The 15,081-nt window shown below is 68.0% G+C and carries 13 protein-coding genes; 7 read left to right on the top strand and 6 right to left on the bottom strand.

Annotation, left to right across the window (positions count from 1 at the left end; genetic code table 11):
- Positions 1–16: 16 nt before the first annotated feature.
- Positions 17–1,516 carry a CocE/NonD family hydrolase gene (locus tag G3I17_RS14270; RefSeq protein ID WP_164596499.1) on the top strand — a complete coding sequence of 500 codons (1,500 nt, stop codon included), beginning with the start codon at positions 17–19 and terminating at the stop codon, positions 1,514–1,516.
- On the opposite strand, the gene G3I17_RS14265 is transcribed toward G3I17_RS14270, so the two are convergent.
- Entirely contained in the window at positions 1,517–2,011 is a 495-nt protein-coding gene (locus G3I17_RS14265) for a DUF402 domain-containing protein (protein ID WP_164596498.1), read from the bottom strand.
- Positions 2,012–2,060: 49 nt separating this feature from the next.
- On the opposite strand from G3I17_RS14265, the gene rfbB reads away from it, so the two are divergent.
- From rfbB to G3I17_RS14250, 3 genes are all read left to right on the top strand, one after another.
- A complete protein-coding gene (rfbB, locus tag G3I17_RS14260) occupies positions 2,061–3,056 on the top strand; it encodes a dTDP-glucose 4,6-dehydratase (protein ID WP_203590185.1) in 996 nt (331 codons plus the stop codon).
- A gap of 150 nt (positions 3,057–3,206) precedes the next feature.
- Positions 3,207–4,997 carry a LamG domain-containing protein gene (locus G3I17_RS14255; RefSeq protein WP_164596497.1) on the top strand — a complete coding sequence of 597 codons (1,791 nt, stop codon included), beginning with the start codon at positions 3,207–3,209 and terminating at the stop codon, positions 4,995–4,997.
- Between the two features lie 16 nt (positions 4,998–5,013).
- A complete protein-coding gene (locus G3I17_RS14250; RefSeq protein ID WP_164596496.1) occupies positions 5,014–5,688 on the top strand; it encodes a hypothetical protein in 675 nt (224 codons plus the stop codon).
- Positions 5,689–5,740: 52 nt separating this feature from the next.
- Here G3I17_RS14250 and G3I17_RS14245 read toward each other — a convergent pair whose 3' ends face one another.
- The 4 genes from G3I17_RS14245 to G3I17_RS14230 form a co-directional block, all read right to left on the bottom strand.
- On the bottom strand, positions 5,741–6,424 hold the full coding sequence (locus G3I17_RS14245) for a hypothetical protein (protein ID WP_164596495.1): 684 nt from the start codon (positions 6,422–6,424) through the stop codon (positions 5,741–5,743).
- A 218-nt stretch (positions 6,425–6,642) separates the two neighbouring features.
- Positions 6,643–7,896 carry a hypothetical protein gene (locus G3I17_RS14240; protein WP_164596494.1) on the bottom strand — a complete coding sequence of 418 codons (1,254 nt, stop codon included), beginning with the start codon at positions 7,894–7,896 and terminating at the stop codon, positions 6,643–6,645.
- Entirely contained in the window at positions 7,893–9,071 is a 1,179-nt protein-coding gene (locus tag G3I17_RS14235; protein ID WP_164596493.1) for a hypothetical protein, read from the bottom strand. The genes G3I17_RS14240 and G3I17_RS14235 overlap by 4 nt, the downstream gene beginning before the upstream one ends.
- Complete coding sequence (locus tag G3I17_RS14230) at positions 9,068–9,562, bottom strand: hypothetical protein (protein WP_164596492.1); 495 nt, start codon at positions 9,560–9,562, stop codon at positions 9,068–9,070. The genes G3I17_RS14235 and G3I17_RS14230 overlap by 4 nt, the downstream gene beginning before the upstream one ends.
- A gap of 150 nt (positions 9,563–9,712) precedes the next feature.
- Here G3I17_RS14230 and G3I17_RS14225 point away from each other — a divergent pair, with 150 nt between their 5' ends.
- The 3 genes from G3I17_RS14225 to G3I17_RS14215 all read left to right on the top strand — a co-directional run bounded on the left by G3I17_RS14225 (position 9,713) and on the right by G3I17_RS14215 (position 11,994).
- On the top strand, positions 9,713–10,291 hold the full coding sequence (locus G3I17_RS14225) for an NUDIX hydrolase (protein ID WP_164596491.1): 579 nt from the start codon (positions 9,713–9,715) through the stop codon (positions 10,289–10,291).
- 119 nt (positions 10,292–10,410) lie between these two features.
- A complete protein-coding gene (locus G3I17_RS14220; RefSeq protein WP_164596490.1) occupies positions 10,411–10,584 on the top strand; it encodes a hypothetical protein in 174 nt (57 codons plus the stop codon).
- Positions 10,585–10,716: 132 nt separating this feature from the next.
- A complete protein-coding gene (locus G3I17_RS14215; protein ID WP_164596489.1) occupies positions 10,717–11,994 on the top strand; it encodes a helix-turn-helix transcriptional regulator in 1,278 nt (425 codons plus the stop codon).
- Here the strand turns inward: G3I17_RS14215 and G3I17_RS14210 are convergent.
- Positions 11,972–14,947 carry a tetratricopeptide repeat protein gene (locus G3I17_RS14210; RefSeq protein WP_164596488.1) on the bottom strand — a complete coding sequence of 992 codons (2,976 nt, stop codon included), beginning with the start codon at positions 14,945–14,947 and terminating at the stop codon, positions 11,972–11,974. The two genes, G3I17_RS14215 and G3I17_RS14210, sit on opposite strands and share 23 nt — an antisense overlap.
- Positions 14,948–15,081 lie beyond the last annotated feature (134 nt).

Below are 15,081 nucleotides of genomic sequence, written 5' to 3'. Positions count from 1 at the left end.
GACCACTGGGGGTCACATGTCCCGCCACGTCATTCGTATCGCAGTCAGCCTGGCTCTGCTCAGTTCGGTAGTCGTCGCCCCATCGGCCCACGCTGCTGCGGGCCCGGTGACAACGAACGGGTGTGTCGCGAGCGTGCCAGAGCCCGGTACTACGGCGCCGGTGCGGATTTGCTACTCCCTGTTCCAACCGGCGGATGCGTCAGCTGGACACACCGTGCCGCTCGTTTTCCACAGTCATGGGTGGGGCGGGAGCCGGACCAAGGACGCGGCCGCCTTCAAATCGTGGCTCGACGCCGGGTACGGCGTCCTGAGCTTCGACCAGCGCAGCTTCGGGGAGTCGACCGGCGTCGCGCACGTGATGAACCCGGAGCTCGAAGGCCGCGACGTGGTCAAACTGGTCGACTTGGTCGCTGGTCTGGACTGGGTCACCAGGCAACGACCGGGCGACCCGTTGATCGGGGCGATCGGTGGCTCGTACGGGGGTGGCTATCAGTTCGCCGGGGCCTTCGCGGAGCTGCGCGACAAGGGCCGGACCCGCTTCGACGCGCTGGCGCCCGAGATCACCTGGTGGGATCTCAAAGAGAGCCTCGCGCCGTCGGAGGCGGCCCGGACGATGTGGCTGTCGCTCCTGTACGCGGGCGGTGGTACGCATCTGCCGCCGGCCGTCCAGGCGGGGTTCGTCGTCTTGATCACCACCGGCCAATGGCCGACTGGTCAGGCCGGCCGTGATCTGACGGCGTTCTTCGCCAAGAACGGTCCGTCCTGGCAGGTGAAGCACGGGCGCAAGCTCGACATCCCGGTGCTGATCGGCCAGGGCCTGTCCGACAACCTGTTCAACCTCAACCAGGGGCTGCAGAACTTCGACAAGGCGCTCACCGCACGGGCGCGGTCCAAGTCGCTCTTCGTCGGCTACAACGCCGGGCACACCTTGCCGAGCGTCGTCCCGCCCGGTTTCGTCACGCCCGGCGACCCGTGCTCGATCGCTCTCGGCAGCCCGACGTTCGCCGCGCTCGAGCAACGCTTCATGGATCGCAACCTCAAGCACGAGGACACCGGACTCTCGGGTTTCGGCAGCTACCACCTCGCCACCGCGGACGGCCGTTGCCTTACGCAACGACAGCTGACACCGAACACGCAGTACCGGCTGGGCAAGGTGAACGCTGTGACGACCGCTGTGGCCGAGGGGCCGATCACGGTCGCGGGTGTTCCGCAGCTCAAGGCGAAGGTGAGCAGTCTGGTCCCGGGGGCGGCCGCCTTCTTCGCGCTCAGTGTCGGGACCACGCCGCTGGACGCGAAGATCGTTCAGAACAACACGATGCCGCTGCGCGAACTCCGCCCGGTCCATGGAGTGCGCCGCACCGTCGACCTGCCGGGGATCGCCGTCGACGTACCAGCCGGGAAGAAGCTCTTCCTGACGGTCTCACCGGTCGCCGACATGTTCGCCGGGCAAGACGGTCACGTTCCCGCGCCGCTGCGCCTGGACGACGTGCGGCTCAGCCTGCACCGGGTGCGCTGATCACCTGACTTTGTCGAGGTACGTCTTGAAGACGGTGAGGAACGGCTCCTCGGCGGCGACCGCGGTCACCAGCCAGTCCGCGGTCGCCTGGGCCTGCTCGATCACGTCGGCCGGGTAGCCGTACTTCACCTGGTGCTCGGCGAACTCGTCCTCGTCGTCCACATAGATCGTGCCGTCGCGCTTGCGGATGACGTCCAGATCGAGGTCGATCATCGTGAAGACGTCCTCGCCGAACTCGACCGGAGAGGTCACGTCGCAGTAGATCTCGGTCGACCGCGGTTCGTCGTTGAAGATCGCGGTGAAGCCACGGTCGCGGGAGAACAGCTGCACGTGCGCCTGCTCCTGGGTGACCTCGGGCTCGTCGCCGCGCTGGGAGACCGAGTTCGGCGGGGCGCCGAGCCAGACGCCGTACTGGTCCTCGCCCAGATACTGCATCCACTGGTGCCAGTGGAGCTTCTCGTCGTACTTGCGGTAGACCACCCGGACGTTACGCATGCCGTCACCGTACCGGCGGCAGGCGGTCACGCCGGATATCCTGACCCGCATGCAGCGAATGCTCGTCACGGGCGGGGCAGGGTTCATCGGCTCGAACTTCGTGCTCGACACGCTGCGGCGTTTCCCCGACCTCGCGGTCACCGTCCTGGATCTGCTGACCTACGCCGGCAGCCAGCGCAACCTCGACCAGGTGTCGGACCGGATCACCTTCGTCCACGGCGACATCTGCGACGCCTCGCTGGTCGACGGGCTCGTGCGCGACACCGACGTACTCGTGCACTTCGCCGCCGAGTCGCACGTCGACAACTCGCTGAACGACCCGTCGCCGTTCATCCGCACCAACATCCTCGGCACCTTCACCCTGCTCGAGGCAGTGCGGCGTCATGACAAGCGGCTGCACCACATCTCCACCGACGAGGTCTTCGGCGACCTGCCGCTGGACTCGGTGGAGCAGTTCACCGAGCAGACGGCGTACGACCCCTCCAGCCCGTACTCCGCCAGCAAGGCGAGCTCCGACCTGCTCGTCCGCGCCTGGGTCCGCTCGTACGGCGTACAGGCGACCCTGTCGAACTGTGCCAACAACTACGGTCCGTACCAGCACGTCGAGAAGCTGATCCCACGCCAGATCACCAACATCCTGCTCGGCGACAGACCGAAGCTGTACGGAGCCGGCGCCAACGTCCGCGAATGGACCCACGTCGACGACCACAACGACGCGGTCCACCGCATCATCGCGTCCGGCCGGATCGGCGAAACGTACCTGATCGGCTCCGGCGACGAACGCAGCAACCAGCAGATCATCGAGCAGATCCTCACCCTGATGGACCACCCAGCGGACGCCTACGACCACGTCCCCGACCGCCCCGGCCACGACCTCCGCTACTCCAACAACACCACCAAACTCCGCACCGAACTCGCCTGGCACCCCACCTACGACTTCACCAAAGGCCTGACCGCCACCATCTCCTGGTACCGCGAAAACCCCACCTGGTGGAAACCCACCAAATCCCACACCGAAGCCAAGTACAAACTCCTCGGCCGCTGACCCGGCGTTACAGCATTTGCAGGTTCCTGCAGATCCCGGTAAGTCGCTGGACGGCATTGCAGGCAACCCTTCAGGCTGATGCGGCCGCCTGGCTGCAGGAGCCTGGTGTGTTGTTGGGAGGGCTTCATGGCCAGGTGGGGTAATCGACGCGTGCGCGGGGCAGTTGTGATCGCGGCGCTGAGTTTCGCGATCGCGGGGCTGACCGGTCTGCAGGCCGCGGCCGGCTCGCTCGACGATCCGCCGGTACCGCCGGCGCCACCGCAGATCGCGGTGTCGTACAACGGCGTCGAGATCCTCGACTGCGGGACGCAGCCGTCGTGCCCGAAGACGGCCGTCACCGGTGAGCCGGTCACCGTCACGATCACGGCCACCTCACCGAACCTGGTCAGCACCCGGGTCAGGTTCAACTCCGTGATCGAGGATCACGACGGCGCGAACCTGACGCTGTCGCTGACCCCTCCGTACGCGGGGTGGAACACCCTGGACGTGCAGAGCGTCAACGAGCTCGGCCAGTTCAGTACCTCGGCGCGTTTCCTGTTCAATGTCGGGCCACGGCCGAAGCCGGTCGGGTCCTGGGGGTTCGACGACGGGTCAGGTACGACGGCAGCTGACGCGGCGGTGCCGGCCCATCCGCTGACTCTCGTCAACGGCGCCTCCCTCGATGGCAAGGGCCGGATCATCGGCTCAGTGGCCTTGGACGGGACCAACGACTACGCCGAGGCCGCCGAGCCGGTGGTCGACACCTCCAAGAGCTTCACGATCTCGGCCTGGGCCAGGCCGACCAAAGCCAGTCAGACCGGCGTGGTCGCGGCTGTGTCCGGCACCAACAGCAGCGCCTTCGGCCTGTACTACGACGCGTCGGCCAAGCGTTGGCTCTTCGCCCGCACTTCCGCGGACGTGAACAACCCGACCCGCTACCAGGCTGCCTCCAAGGAGGCTCCGGTCAACGGCGCCTGGACCCACCTGATCGGCACGTACGACGCTTCGACCGGCGCGCTGCAGTTGTACGTCAACGGCAGGTCCCAGCAGACCGCGACGTCCCCGACCACGCCGGCCTGGCAAGCATCCGGGCCGCTGACGGTCGGCCGGGCGAAGTATGCAGGTGTATTCACCGGGCAGTTCGCCGGCTCACTGGACCAGATCAATCTGTGGCAGCGGGTGATCGTCCCCGAGGAGATCCCGGCGTTGGTCGACCCTCGGCTGGGCTCGAGCGGGAACGACCGGCTCGCTGCCGGCCTGGCGGCATACTGGCCGTTCGACAACGCGGTCAAGGGCGCCGGCAACGTCTGGCACACTCCCGAGACCGTGCGTGGCGCCGACCTCACCGTCGCGGGCTTCGGTGCCACCAGCAACCAGTCGGGCGCCTTCGTCGACGACCCCGAGCGCGGCCACGTGCTGGAGATGACCGGCAAGTCTCGCGAGTCCGTGACGCTGAACAGCCCGGTCGTCGACGGCAGCCTGAGCTTCACCGTCGCGGTCCGGGTCAAGCTCGCCGACTCCTCCAAGCCGGTGGTGATCGCGCGTCAGGGGACGAGCGGGAAGGACACCTGGCGGCTGGAGTACCAGCCACTCGACGAATTCCGTGGCCAGTTCATCTTCGCGCGAGGCGACGCAGCGTCGACAGGGGAGACCCTCGCGACCGCGAAGGTCGACCGCGAGACGCTTGCCGAGTGGCATCTGCTCGCGGGCGCATACACCCTGCCGACCGACACCGATCCGACCGGTGACCTGTTCCTGACGGTCGACTACCGAGGCTCAGACGGATCGAGCCAGTCTTACCCGGCAACCCCGCCCCGCGCCGGTGCCACGGTGGTCGGCGCGGCCCGTACGGCCGGGAAATCGTTCGCTGGGCGGCTCGACGACCTCCGGCTGTACGCAGGCAACGCGCAGGGCCCGAGGCTATGTGAGGACTACCCCGATCTAGACAGGTGCGGGTCCTAGCACCTCTTATGGTCCGATGAGTGTTCGATGGCCGACCGAGGCGATGTCCACCGGTGAGGGTGTGCTCTCACTGGTGGATGTCGCCGCGGGCTGGCAGGAAGAGATAGCCGAGCTACAGGCGCGGGCGGAGGCCGCGGAGTACGGGCTGGTCCCCGAGCTCCGCCTGGTGGTGCGATTCCGAGGGCCGGTCGAAATCCCCCGAGTGCGGGTCGGCGGGCTGCACACGCAGGACCGGCGTCTGTCGGTGGATGTCACCTTGCCGCAGGGAATCGTCCGCGATCGCGCGGACCTGTTGCTGATCATGCTGCAGGAGGCCGTCGACAAAGCAGACGAGTACGCCGGAGAGCTGGACCGAGCGGATGACCTGTGGGCCGTCTGGCGGGTCCTGACCCGCCTGTGCTCAGGCGGAACCCCGTACGAGCGCTGGATCGACGCCTACATGGTGGCGCACCACGACCCCCAGTCCGTACCGACCCAGCCATGCCCAGCTTGCGGCGAGCACCGCCTACGCCTGGAATTCGAAGTCCGCGACCCCTGCGCCGACCACGGCACCGCCTACTTCTGGTGCAACGCCTGCCTAATCGGCCCGATGCCCGCCACAGCCCCCCTCCCACCCCACGCAAGAACCACCCCCTGGGGCACCCTCAACCCCCCGAACTACAAAATCGTCCCAGAGCCGGCAGATCATTGAACGAGTTGCGCAAGCGGTACGGCGCGGGAGCGGTGGAGGTCAGGGTGCCGGGTCAAGGCTGCGGTGGCCACTGATCGGTGCTGGCAGTCTGATCCGAGGCGTCGACCCATTCGTAGCGGTTGCGGTGGCTGGGCAGCGGAGGGGCGTCGGGGGTGGAGCTGACCTTCGCCCGGGCGGCGCGGAAGTGGAAGCCGCGGCGGTGGAAGGCGCCGAGCTCGTCGCAGCGGCTCGACCAGGAGTCCGCGAGGTCGCGCGCGGCCTCGCGGAGGTGCTGCCTGGTCTGCGCCAGCTGGCGCAACTCTTTGGCGGCGTTGGCGAGATTGCTGCGCTCGGCCTCGATCGTGGCCCGGGCCGAGCGCATCATCCTGCGATTGTCACTGGCAGCCACGGTTCCCTCGTCGATGGCGGAGGCGGCCGACTCTTGGAGGGTGGCGTCGAGCTCGGCGATGCTCGAGACCCGGTGGTTCGCCAGACCGAAGAGCTCCGCGGAGCGGCGGTCCAGCTCCTCCAGACGTGAGCACAGCGCATCGTCGATCTGGGCGGCGACCTGGTCGGCCTGCCGGTGCCAGGCAGAAACCGCGGGCTGCAGGCCGTTCTCCCCGAAGGGCTGGTTGAGGTCGCGCGCGCCGCGGATCTGGGCCACCAGGTTCGCGATTGCGCAACGCAGTCCACGACGGCGGGCGAACGGTGGCGCCTTGGGAAGCAGGATGGAGCGGGTCGAGCTGGGAATCAGCATCGTGGTTCGTCCCTCTCAAGCGATCCAGTGATGAATACCGCAGGTGTCACACAACAGACCGATCGCACACCTCGGGCAGAGGCTGGTGCGCCAGTCACCCTGACAGGCCACGCAGGCGGTCAACGTGCCCTCGCAGGACGGGCAAGGAGCCGTCGATGGGGAAGGCGACGCCGGGGCATCCCGGCGGCTCGGCCAGAACCAACGCCAGATCTGCCGCATCAGGAGGCCTCTGTTCGCTCCCGCGGCAGCGACTCACCGGCTGGGAAGGCGAGCAGCTCGGCCCGAACCGTGGAGATCTGCTTGCGGGCTTCCTGGATCGCGTAGCTGAGTTGCTCGGTGAGGACCCCGACCGCATTCGCGTACCGCCGGTCGAGCCGCGTCGTCATGGCGGGGTCACCGGAGGCCAGCGTCAGTCCCCGGAAGTAGGCGTCGAGCCGTTCGAGCCGGCGACCGTACTCCGCCATGACGGCGGCGTCGGTCTGGTCGCAGAGCATCCGCAAGGAAGTCTCGCCGTTCCGCAACGCGTCAGCTGCAGCGGCCTCCGCCTCGACCGCTGCCCGCAGCTCTGCTTTGCGGCGTTCGGCGGTGGCTTGGAGCCTCCGGACGCCACCGACCTGCCGCTCTTCGGCGGCCTGGTCTGCGATCGCCTCGGCCGCTCCTGGCTCCGGCCGGGTCTTGGCGATGGTGATCAGCCCGAACGCGGCGGGAAGGCCGATCGCGAACGCCAGGATGGCCAGTTTGGTCACCCAGTCCAGGTTCGGAAGCTGGCTCTCGGTCAAGCCCTGATTCACGGCGTCCACCACGTACCGGAAACGCAGCACTCCACTTCCGACCACGACCGCGGCGACGCAGATGCCGAGCGTCGAGGTTCGCAACCGGCTGCGGGACTGGGCGATGTAGTAGCAGCCGCCCAGAATGGCCGCCGTGGTCGCCCCGGCCAGAACCCAGGTCGCTGCCTCGTTGTCGCGCAGGTACTGCATCGCGAGGTAGTTCGTGACGATCTCGAGGATGGCGAACACGGTCATGGCCAGCCAGCCGCGGAGGAAGGCCTCCAGAGACCACTCCGGCGCCACAGCCTCTTCCTGGGCGTCGGCGACCAGGTCGGGCCGGTCCGGAGCGAGTTGCGCCAGGGCCGTTCCGAGCGTTGCGCCCGCCTGTGTCCAGGCTTGCCGGGCTTGCTGGATCTGCTCGGACGCACCGGCCTGGACGGCGCGCAGGTCCTTACAGATGTCGTACTGGATCATCAAGGTGCCGAGCAGCGTGTTGAGCAAAGCCTGTAGATGGATCATCACGCCGAAAGCCAGCGTCAACTCCCGCCGGAGCGGTTGGGACGGATCGATCGAGTCCTGGTCGTGGCAGCGGGCGTCCTGAAGGCCGAGATGGTGGTCGGCGTCGACAGCGCGTGAGTGCGGACCGGGCTCCTCCATCGCGGGGCCACCGGCCAGGTTGAGCGTTCTGGTGGGCGTGCTCATCGGACCGGCTCCGACGAGACGATCACGCGGCGGTTGGCGTCGTCGTCACCGGGCCGGTACCCCGGGCACTGCCAGCCGAGGCCCTTGGTGGTGAACCGCGTGGTGACGTCGTGAGCCTGCAGGTCGCGGGCGATGGTGTCGGCTCGGCTCTGGCCGCGATCGATCATCTGCTGCTCGGTCGACTCAGGATCCTTGGCCGTGCAACCGGCCACATAGATCTTGGGGTAGGCCGAGGCCCGCAACCGGCCGGCCAGAGCCGCGATCTCCAGTTCTGCGCGGTCCTCGTCGGCATACGCATCGGAGTTGGGCTTGAATCGCACCAGGTCTTCGGTGAGCACCTCGACGAGCGCCGGAGGAGAGGGTGTCGGCGTCGGAGTCGCGGTCGGCAACTTCGGAACACGCCAGTGGACGACGTCGACCACGGGCATGGTCGCGGCCGGTGGGACGCCGGCCAGCGGCGCGTCGTCGAACTCGACCTTGCCGCCCGCGTCCTCGATCAGGTGCCGATAGTACTTCTGGAGCTGCTGCTGAACCCCGGCGTTGCAAGCGGGTTGCGGATCGGCGACCGAGCAAAGACCGTGCCAGTCGACGACGATCCCCTGGAAAGAGCCGATCAGCGTCGCCTTGCTCTGGCGCGCGAGATCGGCCACATCGGTCCCGATGTCGATCGCGCCGAGCTGCATCAGCAGCGTCCCGGTAGTGGACAGCCCGCTGTCAAAGGCAACTACTGCGGGGTTCTTCTTGCCTCGCACGGTGTCACCGGCCAGCTTGAGCGCGGCGGTCGGGTCAGCCTGTTCGGCCACCGGCTCCGCATCCCGCAGCGCTTCCTCCAGTCGGCGCTTGTTGGCGTTGACCTTGTCCTGGCGACGTAGGTCGGAACCGTCGTCGTACCCGAGCTCGATCGTCCGTACCGCGTGCGGGCGACCGTCGTTCGCGATCACGGTCAACGTCCCCGGTCCGCGCAGGAACTGGTCGAGGGCCGCAGTCAGTTCGGGGATCGCGTTGCCCTTTCCGTCGAGCAGCCCGGTCGCGCCGGTGTGCAGGCCGACGATCAGGGCGACGGTGCGCTCCGGCGGGTCCTCGTCACCGCCGCGAAGGAGCAGGAACGCGGAGATGGCCGCCACGATGGCGACCAGTCCCGCGATCCGGTAGGAGTTGGGCATCCTGGCTTTCATGACTGCAGCTGCCGATGAATGTGGTTGCCGACTTTCCGCTCCAGGCCGTTCTGGAACCTCTTCATCCTGGCGGCGAACGGCGCCAGCCCGAGCACTTTGTAAATGAGGTCGGTCAGCGTTTTCGACAACCGCCAGATCGGCGAGCCGTCGTCGGACAGCAACGTTCCCCCGATGTGCAGCGAGGTCGTCTCGGCCTCCACCGCGCTGCCGGTCTCAGCCGCGGTGATCTTGATCCAGTCGGTGTCGCCGAGCTTCGTCTCGAAGAGAAACTCGGTCGGCCCCTGGCGGCGGACGGAGACGCCGGAGAAGGTGCTGCGCACCGACGCCTTGGCGCCCTGGCAGTAGACAGCGCTGACGACGTCCGCTACCTGGGCAGGTGGCAGCGGCACCTCGAAGCCGACCCCCGTGAAGGCAGCCTGCTTGGTGCGGTGGTTCCACAGCACGCCGCCGACCAAGGCGGCGATGACGGCGATACCGACGATGTACTCCATGTACTTTCCTTTCGGTTTCCCCCCGGCGCCGACGCATGGCGACGGCTCGTTCGCAGCCATCGTCGTGGCCACCGTTGGACCGGAACTGGATAGATCATCGATGCGTCCGGGGCTGCGAATCCGGTCGCTGTTCGTGCTTCACTCGGCGGCATGAAAAATGACGCAGCGCAATCAGGCCGGACGCAATGGGTGACGTTGTCCACGAGAATTCTTTATCGATCGCGGTGGCTCGAGTTGCGCTGCGACGAAACGGTGCTCCCGCAAGGTTCCAGGGGTCGGTACGACCACGTCGTCGTACCGGGGTCGGCGACGGTGCTGGCCGTCGACGAGGACGCCATGGTGGCGGTGACCCGGCAGTGGATCTATCCCCACGGGCAGGCGCAGTGGCGGCTGCCGACTGGGCGGATCGAGGCAGCTGACGCGAGTCCGGAAGTTGCAGCGCGGCGTGAACTGCGCGAGGAGACGGGACTCTCCGCGGCGCGCCTGCGCCTGCTGGGGGTGATCAACGGCGCGGACTCCTTGACGAATCACCGCGAACACGTCTTCGTGGCCGGCGAGCTGACCCAGGGCAAGCCGGAGTTGGAGCCGGGGGAGGCGGACCTGGAGGTGCGCTGGTTCCCGTTCGACCGGGTGCTGGCCATGGTCCGGGCCGGGCAGATGCCGCATGCCGGCAGCGCGTTCGCGGTTCTGTCGGCCCGGGTGAATGGAATTCTCGACATTTACCGTTGACCGTTTCCTGATTGTTGGGAAACAGTCACCAGCTAGTCCGGGAAAGGCGTCGACCACAAACTCCAAGTATTCGCGAAACCAAATTCGCGGAAGCCGAATGAAATACTTGGAGGATTGTCATGATCGCAGTACGCAGCATGGCCCGGAACGCCCTCGCCGCGGTCGCCGTCGCCGTGGTCATCGGAATCGGCGCCGCCGCCACCGGGTCGATCGCCGTCGCGGACGGCGGTACCGGCCAGGTGCCGCCCCCGCCGCCCCCGCCGCCGACGGACAGCCACGGCTGGGTCGGCTGAGAACTCACCAGCGGGAAGGAGGGTCCTGGGTGGAACGTCCACCCAGGACCCTTCCTCGTCGGCGCCTGTTGTGATCCCTCCGGCCGTGGTCTACTCGATCACCGGATGAGGTCGCGCCTACTGGAGGTGTCCGTGCCGGAGTCTTTCGGCGCCCAGTTGCGCGCCTGCCGGATCGCCGCCGGGCTCTCGATGGGCGAACTCGCGCGACGCGTCAACTACCACAAGAGCTATCTGAGCAAGCTCGAGAACGACCACAAGTCGCCCAGCCTCACGATGGCGAAGCTCTGCGACGCCGCCCTGGAGACTGGCGGCGTCCTGGCCGGGTTGGTCGCCGAAGACCAGCCGGCGCGGACGCAGGATCCGGCTGGAGAAGGCGAGACGGCGGGGGAGACCTGGTTGCTGGGGCTGACAGCGAGTGGCGGGCTGCGATTCGACCAGGGCGACAGGTTCCCCGCTTCCGGTCCGGCGATCTTCACCGCGATCACCGGCGCCGGACAGGTCGCCGACGAGCAGGTGATCGCTGCCCTGCGAGTGAGCTTCGACCAGTATCGGGCTCTCGGCATGGCAGTCAGCCCGGCGCTGGTGCTCGGACCGGTGATCGCTCATCTCCAGACACTGCGTGCTCTGGCAGCTGAAGCAACCGGGTCCGCCCGGATCGAGCTATTGCTGCTGGCGTCCCGCGCGGCCGAGTACGCCGGATGGATGAGTCAAGAGGCGGGGGACGACCGGGCGGCGAGCTGGTGGACGGCACAGGCCGTCCGATTGGGCACGGAGAGCCTCGACCCGCAGATCGCCGGCTATGCCCTGGTACGCCGGGCCGAGGTCGCGCTGTACCGGCACGATGCGATCAGCACGATCGAGCTGGCCGGCCGCGCCCAGCTCGACACCCGAATCAGCCCGCGGGTGCGCGGGCTGGCCGCCCGCTGCGAAGCGCAAGGACATGCTCTCGCCGGAGATGCCGCAGCGTGCCGGCGGGCGTTGGATCGAGCCGCCGAGCTGTTCGCGGCCGCTGCCGCCGAGCCTCCGTCGTCGGCGCCGATGCTGGGTTCGTCCAGCGGGGCGGACGAGCTGCGCCTCGCACTGGGCTGGTCGCTGTTCGACCTCGGCCTGCCCGCCGAGGCAGCGGCGATCCTCGAACAGCATCTGGCGTCGATACCGCCTGCCAGCCGCAGGGCCCGGGCCCGCTTCGGGATCCGCCAGGCGTTGGCGTACGGACAGGCGGGCGAGGTGGATCAGGCCTGTCTCGTCGTCCGCGCGACGCTCGACGACGCGATCCGGGTCGACTCGGCGACGATCAGGGCCGATCTACGCAATCTGGTACGGGTGCTGAATCGCTGGTCCACACATGACGCCGTTCGCCAGACCCAACCGCTGCTGCTCCGTGCACTCAGCTCGCAGGCAGGGGAGTAGGACCGGCGCACGCGCAGGGGAGGAGCTTCCGCTCCTGCTGGACGGCATCGAGTTGCCGCAGCCGTGCTTGGGTGAAGGCGGACTCCGCCTGGTTCCACTCGATGATCGCGCTGTCGTGCCGACCCTGTTCATGCAGCGTCCTGGCCAGCCCGAGGTGAGCTTGCGCGAGCTTGCCGATGTCGCCGGTCTCGGTTGCGAGCTCCGCGGCCACCGCGAACAATCGGGTCGCGCCGGCGAAATCGCGTCTGGCCAGACAGGTCTCGCCGTGATCGAGGCGCAGCAACGTGGTCAGGTTGGGATCACCGAGCGGTTCGGCGATCTTCAGCGCCCGCTGGTGCGACCGCACGGCAGCGTCGAGCCGTCGCTGCCGCCGGTGGGCGTTGCCGATGTTGCCGACGGCATAGGCGGCGACCCCGAGGTCGCCGTGTTCCTTGGCCAGTGAGTGAGCACGCTCGTGGTTGCTCATCGCGTCGTCGAGGTCGCCCAGGTGCTGCTGTGCGGAACCGAGGTTGTCCAGCGCATGCGCGAGACCCTGGAAGTTGCCAATGGACTCCAACAGGTCGGCGGCCGCCCGCTGCCGCTGAGCGGCCAGCAGATACTCTCCCTGCTGATGGTTCTGATGACCGAGCATGCTGAGCGCGTTCGCCTGACCGCGCCGGTCACCGATCTGGATGTACTTGGCCAGGGCCGCTTCCAGATGGGCGATTGCCTCATCGGGATTGCCGAGGTCTGTGCTCACGGCAGCGATTGCGACCAGAGTGTCGGCCTGGCCCAGGACGTCCCCGAGCGCGACCCACTTGGGGAGCGCCTGCGCGGCGACCTCGAGGGCCGGATGCAGTTGCCCGGTCTGCCAGTACGCCGCGGACAACCGCAACAGGACCTGCGCGAAGCCCGGCGAATCGGGCTGACGCGCGGTGACGCACCGGGCGATGGTGAGCGTCTCGAGCCAGTCCTGCAACCGGCCGGTCGTGTAGAGGAAGCGCCACAGCAGCACGGCGAGCTGCCAGGTGTGGTCCGGCCGATCGCGGCCGGCCGCGTAGCCGATGATCGTCACCAGGTTCGCCCGCTCGGCGGCTAGCCAGCCGAGCGCGGCCTCGCGGTCGGCGAAGGTTCTCGCCAACGTGCTGGAGCGGTCGACGACCGGGAGCTGATCACTGGCGAAGGGGAACGCGGTAGCGACCGCCGCGTGCGTGGTGACGAGGAAGAAGTCGAGCAGCTGATCGAGCGCGACCCCGGTGAGCTCCGAGCCCTGGCCGTCCTGCGCCGGCACAGAGCGGGCGAACTCCTTGAGCGGATCCAGTAGGTAGTAGCGTTCCGGTGCCTGTTCCTCCAGCATTCCGACTGCGTGCAGTCCGTCGAGCAAGCCGCAGGCCCGTGCCACCGTGCAGTCGGCCAACGCCGCCGCGGCCCGTAGGTCGAGGTCGGCACCTGGAGCGAGACCGCAGAGCCGGAACATCGCGCGCTGGTCGTCGTCGAGGTGCCGGTAGGAGACGAGGATCGCCGACACGTCGGCCGAGTCGGCGTCCGCGCGCCAGGGCACCTTCTGCTCCAGCAGCGTGGCCAGGTGAGCGATCGGCCAGCTGTCGTGCCGGCTGAACTGCGCCGCGGCGAGCCGGATGTTCAGAGGCAGTCCGCCGCACCCGGTCACGATCCGTTCGATCGACGCGCCCGCGTTCTCGAGGCGGCGGGTGTCGACCAGCGTACGGAACTGGGTGGCCCCGTCATCGGCGGAGAACGGTGACAGCCGGATCTGTGTTCCGCCGTCGAGGAGGTCACTGTCCCGGCGGCTCGTCACGATGGCGAAGCACTCCGCGGCGTCGGGCAGCAACAGCCGGACGTGCTCGTCAGAGGCGGCGTTGTCCAGTACCACCAGGGTCTGGGTGCCCGCGAGGCGCTCCTGGTAGAGCAGAGCCCGCTCGTTGACGGCCTTCGGGATGCGCTCCTCGGGTACGCCGAGGTCGCGGAGCAGAACGGCCAGGGCATCGGCAGCCGTGACCGGTTCGACGTTGAGGGTGAAGCCGTTCAGGGAGGCGAACAGCAGTCCGCCGGTGAAGCGGGTGGCCATCTGGTGGGCCGCCTCGACGGCGAAGGTCGTCTTCCCGACGCCGGGCGGTCCGTTCACCCAGACGAGCCGGGTGGAGCTCTGACCGGCCAGTTGGGCTACCTCGCGCAGTGGCTCGGCGCGGTCGGTGAACACCTTTGACCGCCGCGGCAGGGTGTTCCTGATCCCCTGGTGGTGCGCCAGTTGCGCCAGTTCGCGGAGCTCAGGTGGCGCTTTCATGCCGAACCGGCCGACCTCGTCGACCGCCTCGCGGTACACCTGGATGGCGCCGACCCGATCCCCGTCGGCGAGCAGTGCGCGCATCAGCAGGACGGCCAGATGATTGTTCTCAGGGTGTTTGCGCAGCAGCGGGCGGACCCGGTCACGGACCCACCTATGGTTGCCGTCAGCAAGCTTCAGCTCGGCCAGGTCGCCGACGACGTCGATCAGCGACTCCTCGGGCGGTACCACGTCCGCCCCGCCGACCCGGTCGACGTCGAGATCCTCCAGGAAGTCGCCGCGCCACAGGTCGATAGCCTCCTGCAGGAGGTGGGCGGCCCGGTCCAGGTCTCCGGCGCAGTGGGCTCCGGTGGCGGCCTCCTTGAGCTCGGCGAACCGCTCGGTGTCGAGCGTGTTCGAGGCGAGGTGGAGAACATAGCCGGTCTGGCTGTTCTCCACGGTCGCGTCGCCCCCGCGGCGCAACAAGGCGCGGATCTTGCTGATGTAGCCGGGCACCAGGGGACTCTTCGGGCGTTGATTGGGCCAGACGGTCTCGACCAGCCGCTCGGTGGACACGGGTCTGCCGGCGTTCAGCAGCAGCACCACTAGAACAAACCTTTGTTGGGGGTCGCCGAGGGCGACCTTGGAACCGTTGTGCCAGGCCTCGAACGGCCCGAGCAAGCGAAACTCCATTACCGCTGCCCACTCCCCCTTGCGCCGGCCGCCCCGATGATGGCCACGCGCCCCTCATCTGCCCTATCGGCGAAACAGGGTCCGGCGTTTCGTCCGGATCCCTGGTTGATCCTTTGTTGATCCCTGGTTGATCC

The sequence above is a fragment of the Streptomyces sp. SID13031 genome (assembly GCF_010548305.1).
GTDB lineage: Bacteria > Actinomycetota > Actinomycetes > Propionibacteriales > Kribbellaceae > Kribbella.
The sequence above is the reverse complement of the archived record's forward strand: the minus strand, read 5'-3'. Positions and strand labels throughout refer to the sequence as shown.

What these genes read in the sequence shown, in the direction of transcription:
- G3I17_RS14270 (WP_164596499.1), top strand. Translation starts at nt 17, where the DNA reads ATGTCCCGCCACGTCATTCGTATCGCAGTCAGCCTGGCTCTGCTCAGT.
- G3I17_RS14265 (WP_164596498.1), bottom strand. Translation starts at nt 2,011, where the DNA reads ATGCGTAACGTCCGGGTGGTCTACCGCAAGTACGACGAGAAGCTCCAC.
- rfbB (WP_203590185.1), top strand. Translation starts at nt 2,061, where the DNA reads ATGCAGCGAATGCTCGTCACGGGCGGGGCAGGGTTCATCGGCTCGAAC.
- G3I17_RS14250 (WP_164596496.1), top strand. Translation starts at nt 5,014, where the DNA reads ATGAGTGTTCGATGGCCGACCGAGGCGATGTCCACCGGTGAGGGTGTG.
- G3I17_RS14245 (WP_164596495.1), bottom strand. Translation starts at nt 6,424, where the DNA reads ATGCTGATTCCCAGCTCGACCCGCTCCATCCTGCTTCCCAAGGCGCCA.
- G3I17_RS14240 (WP_164596494.1), bottom strand. Translation starts at nt 7,896, where the DNA reads ATGAGCACGCCCACCAGAACGCTCAACCTGGCCGGTGGCCCCGCGATG.
- G3I17_RS14235 (WP_164596493.1), bottom strand. Translation starts at nt 9,071, where the DNA reads ATGAAAGCCAGGATGCCCAACTCCTACCGGATCGCGGGACTGGTCGCC.
- G3I17_RS14230 (WP_164596492.1), bottom strand. Translation starts at nt 9,562, where the DNA reads ATGGAGTACATCGTCGGTATCGCCGTCATCGCCGCCTTGGTCGGCGGC.
- G3I17_RS14225 (WP_164596491.1), top strand. Translation starts at nt 9,713, where the DNA reads ATGAAAAATGACGCAGCGCAATCAGGCCGGACGCAATGGGTGACGTTG.
- G3I17_RS14220 (WP_164596490.1), top strand. Translation starts at nt 10,411, where the DNA reads ATGATCGCAGTACGCAGCATGGCCCGGAACGCCCTCGCCGCGGTCGCC.
- G3I17_RS14210 (WP_164596488.1), bottom strand. Translation starts at nt 14,947, where the DNA reads ATGGAGTTTCGCTTGCTCGGGCCGTTCGAGGCCTGGCACAACGGTTCC.